The 20,120-nt window shown below is 62.9% G+C and carries 17 protein-coding genes and 1 tRNA gene; 15 read left to right on the top strand and 3 right to left on the bottom strand.

The window, feature by feature from the left end; translation table 11 throughout:
- The first annotated feature begins 1 nt into the window (after position 1).
- The 6 genes from AC1RMG_RS00005 to AC1RMG_RS00030 all read left to right on the top strand — a co-directional run bounded on the left by AC1RMG_RS00005 (position 2) and on the right by AC1RMG_RS00030 (position 3,806).
- Positions 2–77, top strand: a tRNA-Glu gene (locus AC1RMG_RS00005).
- 182 nt (positions 78–259) lie between these two features.
- Positions 260–799, top strand: coding sequence for a TetR/AcrR family transcriptional regulator (locus tag AC1RMG_RS00010; protein WP_011060368.1), 540 nt, complete (start codon positions 260–262; stop codon positions 797–799).
- 26 nt (positions 800–825) lie between these two features.
- Positions 826–1,659 (top strand): alpha/beta fold hydrolase, encoded by an 834-nt coding sequence (locus tag AC1RMG_RS00015; protein ID WP_015634891.1) that lies wholly within the window; start codon positions 826–828, stop codon positions 1,657–1,659.
- 47 nt (positions 1,660–1,706) lie between these two features.
- Complete coding sequence (locus tag AC1RMG_RS00020; protein WP_011060370.1) at positions 1,707–2,141, top strand: acyl-CoA thioesterase; 435 nt, start codon at positions 1,707–1,709, stop codon at positions 2,139–2,141.
- Between the two features lie 144 nt (positions 2,142–2,285).
- Positions 2,286–3,245, top strand: coding sequence for a tRNA dihydrouridine synthase (locus tag AC1RMG_RS00025; protein WP_493167859.1), 960 nt, complete (start codon positions 2,286–2,288; stop codon positions 3,243–3,245).
- Positions 3,246–3,359: 114 nt separating this feature from the next.
- Positions 3,360–3,806 carry an Hsp20 family protein gene (locus AC1RMG_RS00030; RefSeq protein WP_011060372.1) on the top strand — a complete coding sequence of 149 codons (447 nt, stop codon included), beginning with the start codon at positions 3,360–3,362 and terminating at the stop codon, positions 3,804–3,806.
- Positions 3,807–3,854: 48 nt separating this feature from the next.
- Here AC1RMG_RS00030 and AC1RMG_RS00035 read toward each other — a convergent pair whose 3' ends face one another.
- Together AC1RMG_RS00035 and AC1RMG_RS00040 are read right to left on the bottom strand one after the other, a co-directional pair.
- Positions 3,855–7,133, bottom strand: a complete 3,279-nt coding sequence (locus AC1RMG_RS00035; protein ID WP_011060373.1) for an EAL domain-containing protein — start codon at positions 7,131–7,133, stop codon at positions 3,855–3,857.
- A gap of 83 nt (positions 7,134–7,216) precedes the next feature.
- Positions 7,217–8,107: a LysR family transcriptional regulator gene (locus AC1RMG_RS00040; RefSeq protein ID WP_011060374.1), complete on the bottom strand. Its 891-nt coding sequence runs from the start codon at positions 8,105–8,107 to the stop codon at positions 7,217–7,219.
- A 153-nt stretch (positions 8,108–8,260) separates the two neighbouring features.
- Between AC1RMG_RS00040 and leuC the strand changes: the two genes are divergently transcribed.
- The 7 genes from leuC (at position 8,261) to AC1RMG_RS00075 (ending at position 17,480) form a co-directional block, all read left to right on the top strand.
- Positions 8,261–9,679, top strand: a complete 1,419-nt coding sequence (gene leuC / locus AC1RMG_RS00045) for a 3-isopropylmalate dehydratase large subunit (RefSeq protein WP_493167860.1) — start codon at positions 8,261–8,263, stop codon at positions 9,677–9,679.
- A 10-nt stretch (positions 9,680–9,689) separates the two neighbouring features.
- Positions 9,690–10,334 (top strand): 3-isopropylmalate dehydratase small subunit, encoded by a 645-nt coding sequence (leuD, locus tag AC1RMG_RS00050; protein WP_015634896.1) that lies wholly within the window; start codon positions 9,690–9,692, stop codon positions 10,332–10,334.
- A gap of 94 nt (positions 10,335–10,428) precedes the next feature.
- Positions 10,429–11,193, top strand: a complete 765-nt coding sequence (locus AC1RMG_RS00055; RefSeq protein WP_401021764.1) for a class I SAM-dependent methyltransferase — start codon at positions 10,429–10,431, stop codon at positions 11,191–11,193.
- A gap of 51 nt (positions 11,194–11,244) precedes the next feature.
- On the top strand, positions 11,245–12,327 hold the full coding sequence (gene leuB / locus AC1RMG_RS00060; RefSeq protein WP_011060378.1) for a 3-isopropylmalate dehydrogenase: 1,083 nt from the start codon (positions 11,245–11,247) through the stop codon (positions 12,325–12,327).
- A gap of 54 nt (positions 12,328–12,381) precedes the next feature.
- Positions 12,382–13,494 carry an aspartate-semialdehyde dehydrogenase gene (gene asd, locus AC1RMG_RS00065; protein WP_015634899.1) on the top strand — a complete coding sequence of 371 codons (1,113 nt, stop codon included), beginning with the start codon at positions 12,382–12,384 and terminating at the stop codon, positions 13,492–13,494.
- A 181-nt stretch (positions 13,495–13,675) separates the two neighbouring features.
- Positions 13,676–14,686 (top strand): aspartate-semialdehyde dehydrogenase, encoded by a 1,011-nt coding sequence (locus AC1RMG_RS00070; RefSeq protein ID WP_125063441.1) that lies wholly within the window; start codon positions 13,676–13,678, stop codon positions 14,684–14,686.
- A gap of 205 nt (positions 14,687–14,891) precedes the next feature.
- Positions 14,892–17,480 carry a FimV/HubP family polar landmark protein gene (locus AC1RMG_RS00075; protein ID WP_493167861.1) on the top strand — a complete coding sequence of 863 codons (2,589 nt, stop codon included), beginning with the start codon at positions 14,892–14,894 and terminating at the stop codon, positions 17,478–17,480.
- A 74-nt stretch (positions 17,481–17,554) separates the two neighbouring features.
- Here AC1RMG_RS00075 and AC1RMG_RS00080 read toward each other — a convergent pair whose 3' ends face one another.
- Positions 17,555–18,214 carry a M24 family metallopeptidase gene (locus tag AC1RMG_RS00080; RefSeq protein ID WP_493167862.1) on the bottom strand — a complete coding sequence of 220 codons (660 nt, stop codon included), beginning with the start codon at positions 18,212–18,214 and terminating at the stop codon, positions 17,555–17,557.
- Positions 18,215–18,442: 228 nt separating this feature from the next.
- Here AC1RMG_RS00080 and truA point away from each other — a divergent pair, with 228 nt between their 5' ends.
- Together truA and AC1RMG_RS00090 are read left to right on the top strand one after the other, a co-directional pair.
- The gene (truA, locus tag AC1RMG_RS00085; RefSeq protein ID WP_011060382.1) at positions 18,443–19,267 is read left to right on the top strand and encodes a tRNA pseudouridine(38-40) synthase TruA; all 825 of its coding nucleotides are present in this window, start codon (positions 18,443–18,445) and stop codon (positions 19,265–19,267) included.
- Between the two features lie 61 nt (positions 19,268–19,328).
- Positions 19,329–19,961 (top strand): phosphoribosylanthranilate isomerase, encoded by a 633-nt coding sequence (locus AC1RMG_RS00090; protein WP_072451529.1) that lies wholly within the window; start codon positions 19,329–19,331, stop codon positions 19,959–19,961.
- The last annotated feature ends 159 nt before the right edge of the window (positions 19,962–20,120 follow it).

A 20,120-nucleotide genomic window follows, 5' to 3' on the forward strand; every position in this document is an offset into this window, starting at 1 on the left:
TGTCCCCTTCGTCTAGTGGCCTAGGACACCGCCCTTTCACGGCGGTAACAGGGGTTCGAGTCCCCTAGGGGACGCCACGTTTACCCGCTCTGCGGGATTTTTAAGGGTCATTCAATCATTGAATGACCCTTTTGTTTTTCTGGCCTTCGGCCAATCTCTCTTTCTTCCTCAGCCTGTGCTTCTGACCGACGGTCACACTGGCGACTTGCGGAAAATTATTATGAGAATAATATTTTTTCCGTAATATTCGGAGGTAACGATGAACGACAAAAAAGCTCAAACCCGCGAACGTATTCTCCAGGCCGCCAGTTCTGCACTGATCCAGCGCGGCCCGGCCGAACCGAGTGTGGGTGAGGTGATGGGGGCTGCCGGCCTGACTGTAGGCGGCTTCTATGCGCACTTTGAGAGCAAGGATGCGCTGATGCTGGAGGCTTTCACTCAGTTGCTTTCCCATCGACGCGGCCTGCTCGATGAAATGGATGCAAGCCTCAGCGGCGAAGAGCGCCGGGCGTTGGCAGCGGCGTTCTATCTGTCGCGCAAACACCGCGACTCCACCGAGCAGGCGTGCCCGATTCCAGCCTCGGTCGGCGAACTGGGGCGCTTGCCCGAGAGCTTTCGCAAGGCCTTGAACGAACACATGGAGCTGATGGTCGCGCAACTGGCTGCCAGCCCCGAAGATACCGACAAGGCCTTGGCCGACATGGCGCTGATGGTGGGCGGCCTGTCCCTGGCGCGGGCCTTGGGGCCCGGCGAGTTGTCCGATCGTTTGCTGCGTGCCGCCAAGTCGGCGGTGCTATGACCTGAAGTGCAACGGCGAGGTAGGTGATGAGCAGATTGAGCTGGATTCGTGGCGTCAATGGCACTCTGGGGTGGGTGGCGCCGCAATGGGCGGCGAATCGGATGCGTCATTTGTTCATGACCCCTCGCGAGCTGCCGCCACGAAAGTGGGAGTTGCCCCTGCTGGCGCGTGCCGAGCGCCTGACCTTGCGTTTCGGGCTTTCAGCCCTGCGTTGGGGCCAGGGGCCGACGGTATTGCTGATGCACGGCTGGGAAGGGCGGCCCACGCAGTTTGCCAGCCTGATCGAGGCCCTGGTGGCCGCCGGCTATACCGCCGTGGCGCTGGATGGCCCGGCCCATGGTCGTTCCCCGGGCGATGAGGCAAACGTGGCACTGTTTGCCCGGGCGATGCTGGAGGCAGCAGCCGAATTGCCGCCCTTGCGCGCGGTGATCGGCCACTCCATGGGCGGTGCCAGCGCCATGCTCGCGGTGCAATTGGGCCTGCGCACCGAAACCCTGGTCAGTATTGCCGCGCCGGCACGTATCTTGGCCGTGTTGCGCGGTTTTGCCAGCTACATGCGGTTGCCGCCCAGGGCGCGTTCCGCCTTTATCCGCCAGGTTGAGAAGAAGGTCGGAATGCGCGCCGCCGCCATGGACGTGGCCCAGTATCAGTTGGATATGCCCGGCCTGATCATTCACGCCGAAGATGACCTCTTCGTTCCGGTCAAGGAATCGGAGCTCATCCACCAGGCCTGGTTCGACAGCCGTCTCCTGCGCTTGAGTGAAGGTGGCCACCAGCGGATATTGGCCGACTCCCGCGTGGTGGATGCGGTGGTGGCGCTGGTCAGTGGACGGCATCTGCAAGCGCGCCAATCGGCCTGAGCATCCGTTACACTGCCCCGGTCAAAAAAACTGACCGGGAGTCGGGCATGAGTTGGGATCTGGCAACGCCATTCGTCATCGATCTGCAGGTGGCCGCCGAGGATATCGATGGCCTCGGGCACGCCAACAATGCGGTCTACGTGACCTGGCTGGAGCGTTGCGCCTGGCGACATTCGCAACGCCTGGGGCTGGACCTGGCCGAATACCGGCGCCTGGACCGGGCGATGGCCGTGGTGCGGCACGAGATCGATTACCTGGCGGCGGCCTATGAAGGCGATGAGCTGCAACTGGCCACCTGGATCGTCGATTGGGACCAGCGCCTGAAGATGACCCGGCGTTTCCAGCTGATGCGCCCGAGCGACGGTACGACCCTGTTGCGGGCCCAGACCACCTTTGTCTGCATCGAGCTGTCCACCGGCAAGCCCAAGCGCATGCCCGCCGAGTTCCTGGACGGTTACGGCCCGGCCCTGCAGGGCGCCTGACACCTCCCTGTGCCCGTGCAGGCGCCGGCTTGCCAGCGAAGGCGCCTGCAACGGCTGGCTCGCCCCTGTAAAACTCCTGCTGAAGGTCGAAACCCAGTAAACTGGCGGACGTTTTTTTGCCCGTTTTCTTGTCGAGTGTGTTTCATGCAAATTGCCCTGGCGCCCATGGAGGGGTTGGTCGACAACATCCTGCGGGATGTACTGACTCGTGTTGGCGGGATCGACTGGTGTGTCACCGAGTTCATCCGCGTCAATGACCGCCTGTTGACGCCTGCCTACTTCCACAAGCTCGCCCCCGAACTGCTGCACGGTGCACACACCGCGGCCGGCGTGCCGCTGCGAGTGCAGTTGCTGGGTTCGGACCCGGTGTGCCTGGCAGAGAACGCGGCCCTGGCCTGCGAGCTGGGCAGTGAGGTCATCGACCTGAACTTCGGTTGCCCGGCCAAGACCGTCAACAAGTCCCGGGGCGGGGCGGTGCTGCTCAAGGAGCCCGAGCTGCTGAACCAGATCGTCGAGCATGTGCGGCGTGCGGTGCCGGCGCACATTCCGGTCACGGCGAAAATGCGCCTGGGCTTCGACAGCCCGGATGGCTCGCTGGTCTGTGCCACAGCGCTGGCCGAGGGTGGCGCCGAACATATCGTGGTGCACGCGCGGACCAAGGTCGACGGCTACAAGCCGCCGGCCCATTGGGAGTGGATCCCGCGGGTGCAGGAAGTGGTCAAGGTGCCGGTGTTCGCCAACGGGGATATCTGGAGCGTCGAGGACTGGCGCCGTTGCCGGGAAATCAGCGGCGTCGAGGACATCATGCTGGGTCGCGGGCTGGTTTCGCGTCCCGATCTGGCCCGGCAGATCGCCGCAGCCCGGGCCGGTGAAGAAGTGGTGGAAATGTCCTGGACCGACCTGCAGCCGATGCTCCAGGATTTCTGGGCTCAGGTAGTGGTGCAACTGACCCCGCGTTCGGCGCCGGGGCGCCTGAAGCAATGGCTGGCGATGCTGACCCGCAACTACCCGGAAGCGGTCGAACTGTTCACCGCCCTGCGCCGGGAAACCGAGCTGGATCAGGTCGGGCGCCTGTTGGGCATGCCCCGGAGCGAGGCGGCGTAAAAAATTTTTAAGGCATGTCTTGAAACGCTGGAGCCCATCCCTATCTCTTGGGTACGCGATGCCGAATTCGGGTCGCGGAGATAACCACTCGCTGAATAATCAGGAGAAACACCCATGAGTACTGCATTTTCCTTGGCTCCACTGTTCCGTTCCTCTGTCGGCTTCGACCGTTTCAATGATCTGTTCGAGTCGGCACTGCGCAACGAACCAGGCAGCAGCTACCCACCCTACAACGTTGAGAAACACGCTGACGATCAATACCGCATCGTCATTGCCGCCGCCGGTTTCCAGGAAGAAGACCTGGAACTGCAAGTGGAAAAAGGCGTGTTGACTGTGAGCGGTGGCAAGCGCGATGCCAATGAAAGCGTCACTTACCTGCACCAGGGCATTGCCCAGCGTGCATTCAAGCTGTCCTTCCGCCTGGCCGACCATATCGAGGTCAAGGCCGCGGCCCTGAGCAACGGTCTGTTGAATATCGACCTGCTGCGGGTTGTGCCGGAAGAGGCCAAAGCCAAGCGCATCCCGATCAACGGTGCGCAGCAGGCGGCTCTGCAACACTAAGACCGCTGCAAAAAAAGGGCGCCCTGGTGGCGCCCTTTTTCGTGCCTGTCATTCCAGCAGCTTCTTGAATTCGCTCAGCGGCAACGGCCTGCTATGGAGGAAACCCTGGTACAGGTGGCACTCCAGGCCCTGGAGGAATTCGAGCTGCTGCGGGGTTTCCACGCCTTCGGCGATGACCTTGAGGTTCAGGCTGCGGGCCATGGCGACAATGGCCCGGATGATTTCCGCATCGTTGGGGTCGTGGGTCGCATCGCGGACGAAGGACTGGTCGATCTTCAAGGTGTCCACCGGCAAGCGCTTGAGGTAGGTCAGGGACGAGTAGCCGGTGCCGAAGTCGTCCATGGCAAAGCTCACTCCGAGTTTCTTCAGCCGGCGCATCTTGTTGATGGTGTCTTCCAGGTTCTGGATCACGATGCCTTCGGTGATCTCCAGCTTCAGCAGGCTCGAGGGCAGTGCGTAGGCGTGCAGGCTGTGTTCGACCCGCTCGACAAAGTCGGTCTGGCGGAACTGCCGCGGGCTGATGTTGACGCACAGGCTGAAGTGCTGGGGATCCACCAGTTTCTGATCGATCAACTGGCTGAAGGCCAGGCAGGCCTCGTCGAGAATCCAGGTGCCCACTTCGAGGATCAGGCCGCTGTCCTCCAGCACCTTGATGAACTCGGTCGGCGACTGTGCGCCCAACTCCGGGTGTTGCCAGCGCACCAAGGCTTCGGCGCCGACGATGCGGTTGTCGCGGGCGTCCACCTGGGGCTGGAAGTGCACGCTGAATTCGCCCCGGGACAGGGCCAGGCGCAGGTCGGTTTCCATGCGCAGGCGTTCGCTGGCGGCTTTTTGCATGGTGTTGTGGAACATCTGGGTGGTGTTGCGCCCTGAATCCTTGGCCCGATAAAGGGCGATGTCGGCGCGCTTGAGCAGGTCGGTGGGGGTCGAGCCGTGGTCGGGAATCAGTGCCACACCGATGCTCGGGGTGACCTGCAGGCGCTGGCCATCGAGGAACATCGGTTCGGACAGCAGTTCGCGCAGGGTGTCGGCCAACTGGCGGACCTGTTCGCTGACTTCGTTGCGCGTGCCCTCAAGGCCACTCAGCAGGACCACGAACTCATCGCCGCCCAGGCGTGCCACGGTGTCTTCCATGCGCACGCTGGCTTCGAGCCGGGCGGTGATGATTTTCAACACGGTGTCGCCCACCGGGTGGCCCAGGGAGTCGTTGATGTGCTTGAAGTGATCGAGGTCGAGAAACAGTAGGGCACCGCGCAGGTTATGACGCTTGAGCAGGGCAATCTGCTGGCTCAGGCGGTCCATCAGCAGGGCGCGGTTGGGCAGGTTGGTCAGGGGGTCGTGGTAAGCCAGGTGGCGGATCTGTGCCTGGGCGTTCTTCAGCAGGCTGACGTCCCGGGCGGTCATTAGCAGGCAGGGCGTTTCGTTGAGGGTGATGGGTTCCACCGATACTTCCAGGGTGAGGATTTCCCCGCGCTTGTTGCGCCCGAGCATTTCCAGGTGGTGCACCCGGCCCTTGATCTGGAGCTCAGCCAGCAAGGTGGAGAGTTGCGCTTCTTCGGCCCAGATGCCGATCTGGTACATGGTGCGGCCGATCACCTCGTCGTTGCGGTGGCCGGTCAGGCGGCAGAAACCATCGTTGACTTCCAGATAGCGGCCCGTGTCGCGCTCGGTGATGCTGATGGCATCAGGGCTGGAGTGAAAGGCCTTGGCGAACTTCTCTTCGCTGGCCTTGAGGGCCGCCTCCGAGCGCTGCTGCTGGGTGATGTCCCGCAGGTTGGTGACGATGCAGGGCTGCTTGTCCACGGTGATCAGGCGGCTGGAAATGATGCAGGTCAGCGGCTGGCCGTTCTTGTGGTGGACCACCACTGCCACATTATTCAGCGCCTGTTCACGAATCACCTGCTCGATGCGCCGCAGGCGCGGCGCGGCGTCTTCCCAAAGGCCGATCTGTTCGGCGCTGCGGTTTAGCACTTCGTCCAGGGTCCAGCCGAAGGTCTGGGTGAAGCTGGAGTTGATCTCGATGAACTGACCGGTTTCCAGCAAGGTCACGCAGATTGGGTCGGGGCTGACCTGGAACAGGCTGGCGAATTTCTCTTCGGAGGTGATCAGGCGCTGTTCCCGTTCCACCTGCTCGGTGATGTCCAGCAGAGTGCCGGCCATGCGCAGCGGGCTGCCCTGTTCGTCGCGGTAGAGGCGGGCGCGGCTTTCCAGGTAGCGCGAGCTGCCGTCCTCCAGTTGCACCCGGTAGGTCAGTTGATAGTTGCCCGCCGGGCCTTCGCGCAGGCTGCGGTAGGCATCGCGCATGGAGTTGCGCTCTTCGGTGGGTACGCCTTCGAAGAAGGCGTCGAAGGATTCATGGAAAGGGATGGGTTCCAGGCCGTGCAATTGCGCGGCGCGGGCCGAGCCGTAGAGCATGCCGCTGGGAATGTGCCAGTCCCAGGTGCCCAGTTGCGCCGAATCCAGGGCCAGGTCCAGGCGTTCCTGGCTGTCCTTGAGCGCCTGTTCGGATCGTTTGCGCTCGCTGGTGTCGAGAAAGGTGCTGAGCAGGTAGGCCTTGCCCTCCAGTTCAACCTTCTGGGCACTGAGGATGCCGTCATGGATCTGCCCGTTGCTGGCGCGAAATTGCACTTCGAGGCTGGCGGCCTGGCCCTTCTTCTGGACCGCCTTGATCAGTTGGGCGCGCTGTTCGGGGTTGACCCACAGGCCGATCTCCAGGGTGGTACGGCCGATCACGTGCTCGGCGGGCCAGCCGAACTGGCTTTCGAAGTACTGGTTGGCCTCGCTGATCAGGCCATCTTCCAGGCGGGTCAGCAGCACGGTGTTGGGGCATAGGTGAAACAGCGTGGCAAAGCGCTTTTCCGAACTGCTGAGGGCTTCTTCGCGTTGGCGCTGGTGGGTGATCTCGCGGATCACCCCGATCATTCGCGGCTTGCCGTGCTTGTCCGGTAACACGCTGCCGTTGATCTCCAGCCAGTGCAGGCTGCCGTCGGGCCAGCGGATGCGGTGGTGCATGGCGTGTTCCAGCGGCGCGCCGGCCAGCACTGAATGAAAGGCGCGAATCGTCCTGGCCCGGTCCTCGATGGGCAGCAGGTCGAGGTATTCGAGGTTTTCCGGCAAGGGCTGGCGCGGGTCGAAGCCAAACAGCGCCTGGGTGCCCCGGGACCAGCTGATCTGCCCGCTTTCAATATCCCAATACCAGGCCCCCAGGCGCGCACCATTGAGGGCGGCGAGCAGCTGCGGTGCGTTTTCCCAGCTTTGCTCCGACTCCCGGGGGTCGACAGCATGGATACGCGGCAAGGGCGGAATACGGTCAGCGGGTTTGGGCATGGAGGTCAGGCCTTGAGCTGAGTCATTCGTCGGGTGCGGGATACTCATGGCGCTGCGGCGTGGCACGGGCGATACCCGGAGTGTTATGCCGGGTTCCCTGGCCAATCGACTTGTGCATCCAGTAAGGCCATGAAAGCCCGCGCAGCGTTCGAAAGTGTCCGTTCGGTATGCAGGATATAGCCTAGCTGGCGGTGCAGCTGTATGCCCGGTAAAGGAATGCGCGCCACCTGGTCGTCGAGCATGGTGCGTGGCAGCACGCTCCAGGCCAGGCCGATGGACACCATCATCTTTATAGTTTCCAGATAGTTAGTACTCATGGCGATGTTCGGCGTCAGGCCCTGGGCTTCAAACAGGCGTTGGACAATATGGTGGGTAAAGGTATTGCCGCCGGGGAAAACCGCGGGATGCAGGGCAATGTCCGCCAGGCTCACCTGGCCGCTGCTGACCAGCGGGTGTTCCGGCGCTGCGACGAAGTCCAGCGGGTCGTCCCAGACCGCGGTGGCCTTGACCAGGGAGTGGGGCTCGGGGGCCAGGGTGATCACTGCCAGTTCGGCGCGGCCATGGAGGATTTCCTCGTAGGCCACTTCGGAGTCGAGGAACTGGATGTCCAGGGCCACTTGCGGGTAGCGCCGGGTGAAGGCCCGCAGCAATGGCGGCAGGCGGTGCAGGCCAATGTGATGGCTGGTGGCCAGGGTCAGGCGGCCACTGACTTCGCCGGTGAGGTTGGTCAGGGCGCGGCGGGTGTCATCCAGCACATTGATGATCTGGTAGGCCCGGGGTAGCAGGGCACGCCCGGCCTCGGTCAGGCCGATCTCCCGCCCCAGGCGGTCGAACAGCCGCACGTTGAGTTGCTGCTCCAGGCCGGCGATGCGTTTGCTGATGGCTGGCTGGGTCAGGTGCAGGCGTTCGCCGGCGCCGGAAAAGCTGCCGGTCTCGGCGATGGCTATAAAGGCGTTGAGGTTGGCCAGGTCCATGGTTGCATTCCAGTTGGTTATCCAAAGCATGAAAAATATGAATTTGAGTTATTTAATCTAACGCCATAGGATCGGCCTCACAAGCCAAAGGGTTATTGATCGGCGCACGATCGGGGCCCGGGGCATAGAAACAAGCTGATGAGGAATGGTCCGATGGCCGGCAAGACGCTCTACGACAAGCTCTGGGATTCGCATTTGGTCAAGCAGCGCGACGATGGTTCGGCGCTGATCTATATCGATCGTCACATCATCCACGAAGTGACCTCGCCGCAAGCCTTCGAAGGCCTGCGTCTGGCCGGGCGCAAGCCATGGCGCATCGATGCCAACATCGCCACCCCGGACCACAACGTACCGACCACGCCGGAGCGCAAGGGCGGGATCGAAGCGATCGCCGACCAGGTTTCCCGCCTCCAGGTGCAGACCCTCGACGACAACTGCGATGAATACGGCATTGTCGAATTCAAGATGAACGACGTGCGCCAGGGCATCGTCCACGTGATCGGCCCGGAGCAGGGCGCCACCTTGCCGGGCATGACCGTGGTCTGTGGTGACTCCCACACCTCGACCCACGGTGCTTTCGGCGCCCTGGCCCATGGCATCGGCACCTCCGAGGTGGAGCACGTCCTTGCCACCCAGTGCCTGGTGGCCAAGAAAATGAAGAACATGCTGGTGCGCGTGGAAGGCACCTTGCCTTTCGGCGTGACCGCCAAGGACATCGTCCTGGCCGTGATCGGCAAGATCGGCACCGCCGGCGGTAACGGCCATGCCATCGAGTTCGCCGGTAGCGCGATTCGCGAGCTGTCCGTCGAAGGCCGCATGACCATCTGCAACATGTCCATCGAAGCCGGTGCCCGTGTCGGCCTGGTGGCGGCGGACGAAAAGACCGTGGCATACGTCAAGGGACGTCCGTTCGCCCCCAAGGGCGCCGAATGGGACTTGGCCGTCGACGCCTGGAAGGACCTGGTGTCCGATGCCGACGCCAAGTTCGATACCGTGGTCGAGCTCGATGCCGCACAGATCAAGCCGCAGGTCAGCTGGGGCACGTCCCCGGAAATGGTCCTGGCGGTGGATCAGAACGTACCGGACCCGGCCAAGGAAATGGATCTGGTCAAGCGCGATTCCATCGTCCGCGCCTTGAAGTACATGGGCTTGAGCGCCAATCAGGCGATCACCGACATTCAGTTGGACCGCGTCTTCATCGGCTCCTGCACCAACTCGCGGATCGAAGACTTGCGCGCCGCCGCGGTCATCGCCAAGGGCCGCAAAGTGGCTTCCACCATCAAGCAGGCGATCGTGGTGCCGGGCTCGGGCCTGGTCAAGGCGCAGGCCGAATCGGAAGGCCTGGACAAGATCTTCCTCGAAGCCGGTTTCGAATGGCGTGAGCCGGGCTGCTCGATGTGCCTGGCGATGAACCCGGACCGCCTGGAGTCCGGCGAGCATTGCGCCTCGACCTCGAACCGCAACTTCGAAGGGCGCCAGGGTGCCGGTGGGCGTACCCACCTGGTCAGCCCGGCCATGGCCGCCGCCGCCGCTGTCAGCGGTCGTTTCGTCGACGTCCGTGAATTGATCTAAGGAGCGCAGCATGAAAGCTTTCACTCAGCACAATGGTTTGGTCGCGCCTCTGGATCGTGCCAACGTCGACACCGACCAGATCATCCCCAAGCAGTTTCTCAAGTCGATCAAGCGCACCGGTTTTGGCCCCAACCTGTTCGACGAGTGGCGCTACCTGGACGTGGGCCAGCCCTACCAGGACAACTCCAAGCGCCCGTTGAACAAGGATTTCGTGCTCAACGCCGAGCGTTACCAGGGTGCCAGCGTGTTGCTGGCCCGGGAGAACTTCGGTTGCGGCTCCAGCCGCGAGCACGCGCCGTGGGCCCTGGAGGAGTACGGTTTTCGCAGCATTATCGCGCCCAGCTACGCCGACATCTTCTTCAACAACAGCTTCAAGAACGGCTTGCTGCCGATCATCCTGAGCGACGCTGAAATCGACGAGCTGTTCCAGCAGGTCGAGGCTACTCCGGGCTACCAGTTGCGCATCGACCTCCAAGCGCAGACCGTGACCCGCCCCGACGGCAAGGTGCTGAAGTTCGAGATCGATGCCTTCCGCAAGCATTGCCTGCTCAACGGTCTGGACGACATCGGCCTGACCCTGCAGGACGGCGACGCCATCGCCGCCTTCGAGGCCAAGCATCGCGCCAGCCAGCCCTGGCTGTTCCGCGACGCCTGATTGCCTGATCGACGGCAAGCCGGCCCCTACGGATGGCGTTGTAGGAGCTGGCTTGCCCGCGAACGCCGTTTCCCTTGCCCAAAAGGATCGCCCCATGACCAGCAACGCCCACAGCCAGGTAGTACAGAAGCAATTTGGCGAGCAGGCTTCGGCTTACCTGAGCAGCGCCGTGCACGCTCAGGGTGCCGAATTCGCCTTGCTGCAGGCCGAGGTGGCAGGCAAGGGCACAGCCCGGCTCCTGGACCTGGGCTGCGGTGCCGGCCACGTCAGTTTTCATGTCGCGCCGCAGGTCAGGGAAGTGGTGGCCTACGACCTCTCCCAGCAGATGCTGGATGTGGTGGCAGGGGCGGCGCAGGAGCGCGGGCTGGGTAACATCCGCACCGTACTGGGCGCCGCCGAGCGCCTGCCGTTCGCCGATGGCGAGTTCGACTTCGTCTTCAGCCGTTACTCGGCCCACCATTGGAGCGACCTGGGCCTGGCCCTGCGGGAAGTGCGCCGGGTCCTGAAGCCGGGCGGCTTGGCGGCGTTCATCGATGTCTTGTCGCCGGGCAGTCCGCTGCTGGACACTTACCTGCAAAGCGTCGAAGTGCTGCGCGATACCAGCCATGTGCGCGATTATTCGGCGGGTGAATGGCTGCGCCAGGTCAGCGAGGCCGGCCTGCACACCCGCAGTACCAGCCGCCAGCGCCTGCGCCTGGAGTACAGCTCCTGGGTCGAGCGCATGCGCACTCCCGAGCCGTTGCGGGTGGCGATCCGCCAGTTGCAGCAGGCAATGGGTAACGAAGTGCGTGAATATTTTGAGATTGCGGCCGACGGTTCGTTCAGTACAGATGTACTGGTGCTGTGGGCCGAGCGATAGACTTTTTCCGGGCACGCCTGCGGGCGTGCCGACAGAGCAAACGAGGAACGCATGAGCAAGCAGATTCTGATTCTCCCCGGTGACGGTATTGGCCCGGAAATCATGGCCGAGGCGGTCAAGGTCCTGGAATTGGCCAACGACAAGTACAGCCTGGGCTTCGAGCTGAGCCACGACGTGATCGGCGGTGCGGCCATCGACAAGCACGGTGTGCCCCTGGCCGATGAGACCCTGGATCGTGCCCGGGCCGCCGATGCGGTGCTGCTGGGCGCCGTGGGCGGCCCGAAGTGGGACAAGATCGAGCGTGACATCCGCCCTGAGCGCGGCCTGCTGAAGATTCGTGCGCAACTGGGCCTGTTCGGCAACCTGCGCCCGGCGATCCTCTACCCGCAACTGGCCGATGCTTCGAGCCTGAAACCGGAAATTGTCTCCGGCCTGGACATCCTCATCGTTCGAGAGCTGACCGGTGGCATCTACTTCGGCGCGCCACGGGGCACCCGCGAACTGGAAAACGGCGAACGCCAGTCCTACGACACCCTGCCGTACAGCGAGAGTGAAATCCGCCGTATTGCCCGGGTCGGCTTCGACATGGCCCGCGTGCGCGGCAAGAAGCTGTGCTCGGTGGACAAGGCCAACGTCCTGGCGTCCAGCCAACTGTGGCGTGAAGTGGTCGAGCAAGTGGCCAAGGACTACCCGGATGTCGAGTTGAGCCACATGTACGTGGACAACGCCGCCATGCAACTGGTGCGTGCGCCGAAGCAGTTCGATGTGATCGTCACCGACAACATGTTCGGCGATATTCTTTCCGACGAAGCCTCGATGCTTACCGGTTCCATCGGCATGCTGCCGTCGGCGTCCCTGGATGCCAACAACAAGGGCATGTACGAGCCATGCCACGGTTCGGCGCCGGACATCGCCGGGCAGGGCATTGCCAACCCGCTGGCGACCATCCTCTCGGTGTCGATGATGTTGCGCTACAGCTTTAACCTGACCGAGGCCGCGGACGCCATCGAGCAGGCCGTGAGCCGGGTCCTGGACCAGGGTTTGCGAACCGGCGACATCTGGTCGGCCGGTTGCACCAAAGTCGGTACGCAGGAAATGGGCGATGCAGTAGTCGCCGCGCTGCGGAATCTGTAATCTTTCGGGCCCACTGCACAGACAGTGGCCCACTTTTGTATAGGTGTAGTTGCGATGAAACGTGTAGGTCTGATCGGTTGGCGCGGTATGGTCGGTTCCGTGCTCATGCAGCGGATGCTGGAAGAGCAGGACTTCGATCTTATTGAACCGGTGTTTTTCACCACTTCCAATGTCGGTGGCCAGGGGCCGTCGGTGGGCAAGGATATTGCTCCGCTGAAGGACGCCTACAGCATTGAAGAGTTGAAAACCCTCGACGTGATTCTGACCTGCCAGGGTGGCGACTACACCAGCGAAGTCTTCCCCAAACTGCGCGAAGCGGGCTGGCAGGGCTACTGGATCGATGCCGCATCCAGCCTGCGCATGGAAGATGACGCGGTGATCATCCTCGATCCGGTGAACCGCAAGGTCATCGACCAGCAGCTGGATGCGGGCACCAAGAACTACATCGGCGGCAACTGCACCGTCAGCCTGATGCTGATGGGCCTGGGCGGCCTGTTCGAAGCCGGCCTGGTGGAGTGGATGAGCGCCATGACCTATCAGGCCGCCTCCGGCGCCGGCGCGCAGAACATGCGCGAGCTGATCAAGCAGATGGGCGCCACCCACGCTGCCGTCGCTGATGAACTGGCCAACCCGGCCAGTGCCATCCTCGACATCGATCGCAAGGTGGCCGAGGCCATGCGCAGCGATGCCTACCCGACCGAGAACTTCGGCGTGCCGCTGGCCGGTAGCCTGATTCCATGGATCGACAAGGAACTGCCTAACGGCCAGAGCCGTGAAGAGTGGAAGGCCCAGGCCGAGACCAACAAGATCCTCGGTCGCTTCAAGAGCCCGATCCCGGTGGACGGCATCTGCGTGCGCATCGGCGCCATGCGCTGCCACAGCCAGGCGCTGACCATCAAGCTCAACAAGGATGTGCCGATCGCCGATATCGAAGGGCTGATCAGCCAGCACAACCCTTGGGTCAAGCTGGTGCCGAACCAGCGTGATATCAGCATGCAGGAGCTGAGCCCGACCAAGGTCACCGGCACCCTGAACATTCCGGTGGGCCGCCTGCGCAAGCTGAACATGGGCTCGCAGTTCCTGGGCGCCTTCACTGTCGGCGACCAGTTGCTGTGGGGGGCGGCCGAGCCGCTGCGCCGCATGCTGCGGATCCTGCTGGAGCGTTGATTCTCTGAGCGCTTGAAATAGCCCGCCCCTTGCACAAGGCGCGGGCTTTTTCATGCCCACCGCAGGAGTGGGCTTGCCCGCGAAGAGTGCTTCGTTCCAGCCACAGCTCCCCCCCGCGAATTGCCTCGCCACCCCGTGCCGGGTAAAGTGCCGCTCCCCCCGTTTCGCCTGAGGTAGCACCATGACTCCTTCCCTTGATATTGCCGTGATCGGTGCCACCGGTACTGTCGGCGAAACCCTGGTGCAGATTCTGGAAGAACGTGACTTCCCCGTTGCCAACCTGCACCTGCTGGCCAGTAGCGAGTCGGCCGGTCATTCGGTGCCGTTCCGCGGCAAGAACGTGCGGGTGCGTGAAGTCGACGAGTTCGATTTCAGCAAGGTCCAGCTGGCATTCTTCGCGGCCGGCCCGGCGGTGACCCTGAGTTTTGCCCCGCGTGCCACGGCGGCCAACTGCGCGGTGATCGATCTTTCCGGTGCCTTGCCTTCGACCCAGGCGCCCAATGTCGTTCCCGAAGCCAATGCCCAGGTGCTGGCCGGCTTGAAAAAACCATTGCAACTGAGCAGCCCGAGCGCTTCGGCTACCGCCCTGGCCGTGGCGCTGGCGCCGTTGCAAGGCTTGCTGGACATCCAGCGGGTCAACCTGACCGCCAGCCTGGCGATCTCCAGCCAGGGCCGTGAGGCCGTCAGCGAACTGGCCCGGCAGACGGCCGAACTGTTGAATGTGCGCCCCATGGAGCCACGCTTTTTCGATCGGCAAGTGGCCTTCAACCTGCTGGCCCAGGTCGGCACTCCAGACGCCCAGGGCCATACCCTGCTGGAAAAGCGCCTGGTCCGGGAGTTGCGCGAGGTGCTGGGGCAGCCTTTATTAAAGATTTCTGTCACTTGCATTCAAGCGCCGGTATTTTTTGGCGATAGCTATAGCGTGACTCTGCAGTCAGGCAGCGCCGTTGACCTGGCGGCAGTCAATGCGGCGCTGGAAGCGGCCCCCGGCCTGGAGCTGGTGGAGGCGGGCGACTATCCGACTGCCGTGGGTGACGCCGTGGGCCAGGATGTTGTCTATGTGGGGCGGGTTCGTTCCGGGGTCGACGACCCGACGGAACTGAATCTGTGGCTGACCTCGGATAACGTACGCAAAGGTGCGGCCTTGAACGCTGTGCAGCTGGCTGAATTGTTGATAAAAGACCTGCTGTAAAAGATACTTGGCAACAATTTGCAGAATGAATCTAGCCGGGCGCTATGCTTGGCAAGTTGCTGGAGGTGAGTGGCCGTCAGGTGCTCCCGGGGCATGCAAGAAATAATCGCGCGTCGTGGTCGTTGATGGTCCCGCGCAATGCCTGTTGGCAGCCGCTACAAAACCTTCTCGCTGGCCGAGGAATGTTCAAACAAAGGATGAGGCTATGGTTCAAGTTCGCAAACTGGTGTTAGCAATAGCGGCCGCCTCGGCGCTGTCCTCCGGTATGGCGCAGGCGCTTGGGCTTGGGGAGCTGACCCTGAAGTCGAGTCTGAACCAGCCTCTGGTAGCAGAAATCGAATTGCTCGATGTCAAGGATCTCACTGCCGCCGAGGTAGTGCCCAGCCTTGCGCCGGCAGAAGAGTTCGCCAAGGCCGGCGTTGATCGCCAGGCCTTTCTCAACGACCTGCGTTTCACTCCGATTCTCAATCCCGGCGGCAAGAGTGTGCTGCGGGTGACCTCGAGCCAGCCGCTGTCGGAGCCGATGGTCAAGTTCCTGGTGCAGGTGATGTGGCCCAACGGCCGCCTGCTGCGCGACTACAGTGTGCTGCTGGACCCTTCGAAATTCTCCCCGCAGGCCGCCGCCGCTGCGCAGAGCGCGCCAGTGGGCGCCCCGGCGGTGAGTGCCCCGGTCACTCGCGCCAACAAGTCGGGCAAGCCGGAGCAGTACACCACCTCGGCCCGTGACACCTTGTGGGAAATCGCCGCCAAGAACCGCAACGGTGCCTCTATCCAGCAGACCATGCTGGCGATCCAGGCGCTGAACCCGGATGCCTTTATCGATGGCAACATCAATCGGCTGAAGACCGGCAAGGTGCTGCGCCTGCCCGATGTGGTGCAGAGCACCGCGCTGCCGCAGCCCAAGGCAATTGCTGAAGTGGCGGCGCAGAATGCTGCCTGGCGCCAGGGCCGCCGCGCCGGTGCCCGTGGCCAGCAGCAGGTGGACGCGACTCGTCGCGCCGGTGCCGACAAGGCACCCAAGCAGGTCAACACCAAGGACAACCTGAGCCTGGTGTCCGCTGAAAACGGCAAGACCCGGGGCAAGGGCGCAGCCGGCGATGCCAAGGCGCTGAACAACAAGCTGGCGGTGACTCAGGAAAGCCTCGACGCAACCCGTCGTGACAACGCCGAGCTCAAGGAGCGCATGGCGGACCTGCAAAGCCAGCTGGACAAGCTGCAGCGCCTGATCGAATTGAAGAACAACCAGTTGGCCAAGATGCAGGCCGAGGGCGCAGGTACTGCGGTACCTAATGCCCAGCCAGCTCCGGCAATGCCAGCTGAGTTGGTGGCCAAGCCCGAAGCGCCAGCCCCAGTGGTGGCGCCAGCGGCCCCAGCCAGCGAGCCGGCTGCCAAGCCTGCTGCGGATGCCGTTCCCGCCAAGAGCGACGAGGATAAATACTCCGATCTGCTGTCCAACCCGATCCTGCTGGGGCTGGTGGGTGGTGGTGCGGTATTGGCCTTGTTGCTGCTGTTGCTGTTGCTGGCTCGTCGCCGCAAGGCTCAGCAGGAAGCGGAGAAGCACTTGCGCATGGCGCGGGCACTGTCGGAGGAAAGCGATTTCACCGAGGAAATGGACCTGCCGGAAAGCAGCTTCGAAGGCCTTGAGGTTCCAGCCCCAAGCGTTAATCTCGCTCCAGCTCCAGCTCCAGCTCCAGCTCCAGCTCCAGCGCCGGTGGTGGCGCCCGCTCCGGTAGCCCCGGTCGAGCGGGCCACCGATGTGCTGGGCCAGGCTCAGAATCACATCGATGCCGGCCGCCTGAACCAGGCCGCGGCGATTCTCGAAGAAGCGGTCAAGTTGGAGCCGCAACGCAGTGATCTGCGCCTGAAGCTGATGGAGGTCTACGCGCATCAGGGTGACCGCAGCGCCTTTGTCGCCCAGGAACGGCAGTTGGTGGCCAATGGCGATAACCACGCTCAGGTCGAGCAACTGAAAAGTCGCTTCCCGGCAATGGTCGCGGTAGCGGCGGCAGCTGGCCTGGCCACTGCGGCCGTGGCAGCCGAACTGGATGCCGAGTACGTCAAGGAGCTGCTGCAGGACGAACCGCCAGCGCCTGAGCCGGCTGCTCCGGTAGAAGGCCTGGATGCGGATTTTGACCTGAGCCTGGATGACCTTGAGGCGGCTTCACCGGCAGTGCTCACCCCTGAACCTGAAACCGAGCTGGAAGACTTCCCGCTGGATGACGACCTGAGCTTTGGCTCGGTGCTCGAGCAGCAGCTTGCTCCCGAGGAAAACCTGGACGACCTGGGTGATTTCGATCTGGACCTGGGGGCTGATCTACCGGCGGCGAAGCCGAGCGATGAAGATTTCCTGCTGAGCCTGGACGACGACCTCAAGGACCTGCCGGCAGGCGACGTGCCTACCGTCACCGACCCGGCCCTGGATGACCTGGACCTGTCGGCGGACTTCGATCTGTCCCTGGCCGATGAGCTGGATGCTGGCGCGGACTCCAAGGACGCCTTCACTTCCGAGCTGGATGATGTCAACGCCGAACTGGATCGTCTGAGCCAGAGCCTTGATCAGCCGGAGCCGGCGATCCCCAGCTTCACTGCCGAGGATGCCGCTGCAGCGCCTGATGAGGCGGACTTCGACTTCCTCTCCGGCAGCGATGAGGTGGCCACCAAGCTCGATCTGGCCCAGGCCTATATCGATATGGGGGATAACGACGGTGCGCGGGACATCCTCGGTGAGGTGCTGAGCGAAGGTAACGAAGGGCAGAAGAGCGAAGCCCAGGAGATGCTGGGGCGACTGGCCTGAAGCAACCTGATGCTTGAACAGAACGGCAGCCGATGAGGCTGCCGTTTTTGTTGGTGGCGCTGCGGTGGTGAGGCTCAGGCCAGCAGGTCTTCGTAAAAGGCACCGAAGGGCCGGGTAGGGTGGGCGATCTGGATTTCCAGGATCCACAGACCCACTTGCGGGCAGGCGGCGAAATCTCCCAGATCCCCGGCGCGGTAGATGGCGTGGGGAAAGTCGCTGACCCGATGGCCCTTGATATCCAGATTGAGTACCCAGCCCATGGCTCGGGCCTGTTCCTGTGCATAGCGATAGAGTTCAGGGCCAGCCACCAGGTGGCTCTGCCAGTGGTCGTGGACCTGGTCGAACAGGCTTTTCGCCGCGGCGGCACAGGCATGCATTTCAGCGTCGTCGCCGACCACGAACGTCGCCCCGCAATCACCTTCATGGCGATCCCAGACCACGCCCAGGTCGATGAAGAACAGATCGTTTTCCTGGAGTAGCGGATCGCCATCGGAGCGTTGCTTGAAGGTTTTCAGGGTATTGGCGCCAAAGCGGATCAGCAGCGGATGCCAGATTCGCTCCATACCCATCTCCCGCAGGACTTGCAGGCCCATTTCCCTGGCGGCGGATTCCTGCATGCCTGGCTTGACCTGCCGGGCGATCTGCCCGATGGCCTCCCAGGTCATGCGCTTGGCATGGAGCATGCCCTCCAGGCTGTAGGCCAGGCCTACGGCTTCTTTGCTGGTTGCGATCATTCATCGGTTCTCGATCAGGGGGCTTTGTTGTTTTCGATATATAAAAAACTATATAGCGTTTGCCTGGGGGCGGATGCAATCGCCCTGTGGGCGGCTGTATGGCTGATCAATCTGCAAACAAAGCCCGACAGCCCGTGGCGTCTATTGTCTGCGGCCCTATAATGAGCGCCTTTGCGCATATCAGCAGGCTGTAAGTTCTTGGCAAATATAGATAACCCGGCCGCCGAAATGGCAGCCGAAGGCTTTTCCCGAATCGCCCTGGGTGTGGAATACAAGGGCTCGCGCTACCGCGGCTGGCAGCGTCAGGCCTCCGGTGTGCCCAGTGTCCAGGAAACCCTGGAGAAGGCCCTGTCCCGGGTCGCGGATTCTCCGGTGGTGGTGTCCTGTGCCGGACGCACCGATGCCGGGGTGCATGCCTGCGGGCAGGTGGTGCATTTCGATACTCAGGCCGTGCGTTCGATGAAGGCCTGGGTGATGGGGGCCAATATCAATTTGCCCCACGACATCAGCGTCAGCTGGGCCAAGGAGATGCCCGCGCATTTTCACGCACGGTTCAAGGCGATCGCCCGGCGTTACCGTTATGTGATCTACAACGATCAGATCCGTCCAGCCCATCTCAACGAAGAAATCACCTGGAACCACCGGCCGCTGGATATCGAGCGCATGGCCCAGGCTGCCGCGTTCCTGGTGGGCACCCATGATTTCAGCGCGTTCCGGGCCGGGCAGTGCCAGGCCAAGTCGCCGATCAAGGAGATCCATCACCTTCGGGTCACCCGGCACGGCAAGATGATCGTCCTGGATATTCGTGCCAGCGCCTTCCTGCATCACATGGTGCGCAACATCGCCGGGGTGCTGATGACCATCGGTGCCGGCGAGCGGCCGGTGGAGTGGGCGCGAGAAGTGCTGGAAAGCCGGATCCGGCGTACCGGCGGCGTCACCGCCCATCCTTTTGGTCTGTACCTGGTGCAGGTCGAATACAAGGACGAGTTCCAGTTGCCCGAGCGATACATCGGGCCACATTTCCTCAGCGGATTCTCGGAACTTGACGGCTGACGCCCGGAAAAGCATTTGCTACCATCCGGGACTTTCCGGATTTGCCCCCGAGGTTCATGACATGCCAGCTGTTCGCAGCAAGATCTGCGGGATTACCCGCATAGAAGATGCGCTGGCAGCAGTGGCGGCGGGGGCCGATGCCATCGGCCTGGTGTTCTATGCCAAGAGCCCGCGGGCGGTGAATGTGCAGCAGGCGCGGGCAATCATCGCCGCCTTGCCGCCGTTCGTGACCAGCGTTGGCCTCTTCGTCAATGCCAGTCGTTGCGAGCTGGGGGAGATCCTCGACGCCGTACCGCTGGACTTGCTGCAGTTTCATGGCGATGAGTCGGCGGCTGATTGCGAGGGCTATCACCGGCCCTATATCAAGGCGTTGCGGGTCAAGGCCGGGGATGACATCGCGGCGGCCTGCCTGGCCTATCCGCGGGCCAGCGGGATTCTGCTGGATACCTATGTCGAAGGCGTGCCGGGTGGAACCGGCGAGGCGTTCGACTGGTCCCTGGTTCCTCAGGGGCTGAGCAAGCCGATCATTCTTGCCGGTGGCCTCACGCCAGATAACGTGGCGGCAGCCATCGCCCGGGTGCGCCCGTATGCGGTGGATGTCAGCGGCGGGGTGGAGCAGGGCAGGGGCATCAAGGACCCGGCAAAGATTCAGGCATTTATGCAGGCAGTGCGTCGCAGCAACGAGTCGATGTGACGGCTGGCAGTCTGCCGCCGTCCATAACACCACTGTACAAAACAGGCAGGCGTCGCCTTCAGGCGGGGTCGGAATCGAGTGGCAACCGCTCTGGAGCGGGTTGTCGGGATGGCTGAGGAAAGGTTCGTTGCAGGCAGGTCGAGCCCGGTGCTGACCGCG

The sequence above is a fragment of the Pseudomonas sp. GW822-FHT04H02 genome (assembly GCF_058800645.1).